2 protein-coding genes and 1 pseudogene are annotated in these 2,834 nt (G+C 71.5%); 1 reads left to right on the top strand and 2 read right to left on the bottom strand.

The window, feature by feature from the left end; genetic code table 11:
- Positions 1-262, bottom strand: a pseudogene (locus tag ITJ56_RS18040) (acyl-CoA desaturase); the annotation flags it as partial.
- Between the two features lie 275 nt (positions 263-537).
- Between ITJ56_RS18040 and ITJ56_RS18035 the strand changes: the two are divergent.
- Positions 538-1,275, top strand: a complete 738-nt coding sequence (locus ITJ56_RS18035; RefSeq protein ID WP_194632010.1) for a GAF and ANTAR domain-containing protein — start codon at positions 538-540, stop codon at positions 1,273-1,275.
- 34 nt (positions 1,276-1,309) lie between these two features.
- Here ITJ56_RS18035 and ITJ56_RS18030 read toward each other — a convergent pair whose 3' ends face one another.
- Positions 1,310-2,611 (bottom strand): ice-binding family protein, encoded by a 1,302-nt coding sequence (locus ITJ56_RS18030; RefSeq protein WP_194632009.1) that lies wholly within the window; start codon positions 2,609-2,611, stop codon positions 1,310-1,312.
- Between the last annotated feature and the right edge of the window lie 223 nt (positions 2,612-2,834).

Genomic DNA, 2,834 nt, shown 5'->3' with positions numbered 1-2,834 from the left:
GGGTGAACAGCACCCCGAGCGCACCGGCGACGATGAGCTGGAACCACGAGTCACCGAGGAACGCGAACACGACCCAGCACGCGGCGGTCGCCAGCACGAGCGCCGTGAACAGCGACCAGTAGAACCCCCGACGGCGCCGGAGCAGGCCCGCGGCCTTCACCTCGGCCAGGAGCGCCGAGTAGGTCGAGGTACCGCCGGTCCGCGGGCCGCCCGTCGAACCGGTCTTCCGGTACGGGCTGGTGATGGTGTGCTCGTCGGTCACAGGGGTCCTCTCGGTGTTCTGAGCCTGTTCCGGAAGTCCTCGCCCGTCCTACCGCGCACCGCGGAGATCGCGGCACGGCGGCGTACCCGCTGCCCGCGTCCTCATCGAGTCCCTGGTCTGCATCGGAATGGCGGAACGTTCCGGCGGCCGGGGGCTGGGGCAGCTCCTCCAACGCTAGAGCCGTGGTGCGCTCCGGTGCAAGTCGCCCGGAGGCGTCCCGCTGGACGCTCGGCTACGGTTGTTGCGCGCCGCACGACGGAAGGACGCAGCCCCGCATGACCGAGATACGCGAAGCACGACTGGTCGAGACGTTCGTGACGCTCACCGACAGCCTGGTTGCGGACTACGACGTGGTCGACGTCCTGCAGACACTGGTCGACCGTGCGGTCGAGCTGTTCGATGCCGCAGCCGGCGCCATCCACCTGCTCGACAAGCAGGACGAGCTGCGGGTGGTCGCGTCGACGAGCGAGCGGAGCAGCTTCATCGGACTGCTCCAGCTCAACGCCGGAGAGGGGCCCTGCATCGCCGCCGTGACGACCGGCCGCCTGGTGACCTCGGAGAACGCCGCCGACCTGCGGGGTCGCTGGCCGCGGTTCGCCGAGGCGTCGAGGGCGCGCGGGTACGCGGGAGTCCACGCGATCCCGCTCCGGCTCCGGGACACCACGGTCGGTTCGCTGAACCTGTTCCGCGAGACCGAGGGCGCGCTGAACGGCGCAGACGCGCGAGCCGCCCAGGCCCTCGCCGACGTCGCGACGATCAGCCTGCTGCAGCAGCGGACGATCGAGCACGCGAGCCTCACCGCCGAGCAACTGCAGCGTGCGCTCGACAGCCGGGTCGCCGTCGAGCAGGCCAAGGGCTACCTCGCGCGCGCGGTCGGGGTCGACGTCGACGCCGCCTTCGGCATGATCCGTCGGTACGCACGGTCCAACGAGCGACGACTCAGCGACGTCGCGGCCGCGATCGCCCGCGACGAGGTCCCGCTCGCCGACCTCGTGGCGAGCGGGACCCCCTGAGTCCGAGCGGCTCCTTCGTCGTCGTGCCGGTGGATCAGATGCGTCCGAGGGTGCGACGGCGGCGGAGCAGGGCCAGGAGCGTGGCGCCCGCGGCGAGGAGGGCCGCGGCGATGCCCAGCGGCACGGTCGGGTCGGAGCCGGTGAAGGCGAGCTGGCCGGTCGGCTGGTCACCACCGCTGCCCCCGCCGTCTGCCGTCGTCCCCGTGGGGCCGCTCGGGGTGTCAGTGGGCACCACGGCCGGAGCGGTCGGGGTCGGGTTCGGCGTCGGGGTCGGCGTCGGGTTCGGCGTCGGGGTCGGGGTCGGGTTCGGCGTCGGGGTCGGCGCCGGGGCTCGGACGGTGATCGTCACGACGCTGGTGTCGTCGGGCGTGGTGCCGTTGGACGCGGTGATCGTCACGGTCGCGGTGCCCGGAGTGGTCGGAGTGCCGGAGATGACCCCCGTGGTGCTGTCGATCGTCAGGCCGTCGGGCAGACCCGAGGCCGTGAAGGTCGGGGCCGGGGTGCCGGTGGCGGTCACGGTGTACGTGTACGGCTCGTCCACGGTGCCGTCGGTCGGGGTGCCGGAGGTGATGGTGGGCGACTCGGACGGCATCCCCGGCACGGGGCAGTCGGCCGAGGCCGTGATCGTGTTGGTGTCGAGGGTGACCGCGCCGACGCGGGCCAGCAGACGACCCTGCACGGTGGCGCCGGTGGTGGCGGTCACGGACTGCTGCGCCAGGACGGTGCCCTGGAACGCGGCGCCGGTCCCGATCGTCGCGGAGCTGCCGACCTGCCAGAAGACGTTGCAGGAGCTCGCGCCGCCGGTGATGAGGATGCGGCTGGCGGACCCGATCGTCAGGGTCGACGCTGCCTGGAACACCCAGACGGAGTCCGCGCTGCCGGCAAGGGTGAGCACGCCGTTGTCGGGCAGCGCGAGGGCCCCGCCGGAGTACACGCCCGGTGAGAGCGAGAGGCCGTTGAGCCCGGTCAGCCCGGTCTGCGTCGGGGACAGCGACGCAGCGACGTTGTAGGCCGTGGTGGTGTCGCGCTGCGCCTGGGCAGCAGCGGCGTCGGTCTGGTGGACGGTGCCGTTGACGACCCCGTTCGGAGCACCGCCGAAGCCGGTGATGGAGGTCCCGGGCGAGAGGCCGAGGTCACCGTTGACCACGCTGGGGCCCGTGTTCGTCACGGTGCTCGCACCGAGGACGCCGTAGGTGGCGGCCGTTCCGAGACCGACGGGGCCGTCGATGACCGTGGCAGCCGACGCACCCGCGCCGGTGCTGAACGTGATCATCGCTGCGATGGCAGCAGCCGAGACGGCGAGGGCCGAGCCCCGCTTGAGATGGTGAGTGTGCATGGGCAGCCTCTGCCTGCAGGAGAGGCGAGGGATCGTCGGTGACGAGCGCGCATTCTCGTAGGCTCTGAGTATGTGCCCCCGCACAGCATCCACCTAGGAATGTGTGGACATCCGGTCAAAGCTGGCAGTCTGCCTGTCGGACTAGGTGTGATGTCCAGGGAGGTTGTTGAGTCTGCTGATGGGTGGGGCTCCGATGGCGGAGTGGGTTCTGTGGTGATTGTAG

The organism is Curtobacterium sp. VKM Ac-1376 (genome assembly GCF_015351025.1).
Lineage (GTDB): Bacteria > Actinomycetota > Actinomycetes > Actinomycetales > Microbacteriaceae > Curtobacterium.
The sequence above is the reverse complement of the archived record's forward strand: the minus strand, read 5'-3'. Positions and strand labels throughout refer to the sequence as shown.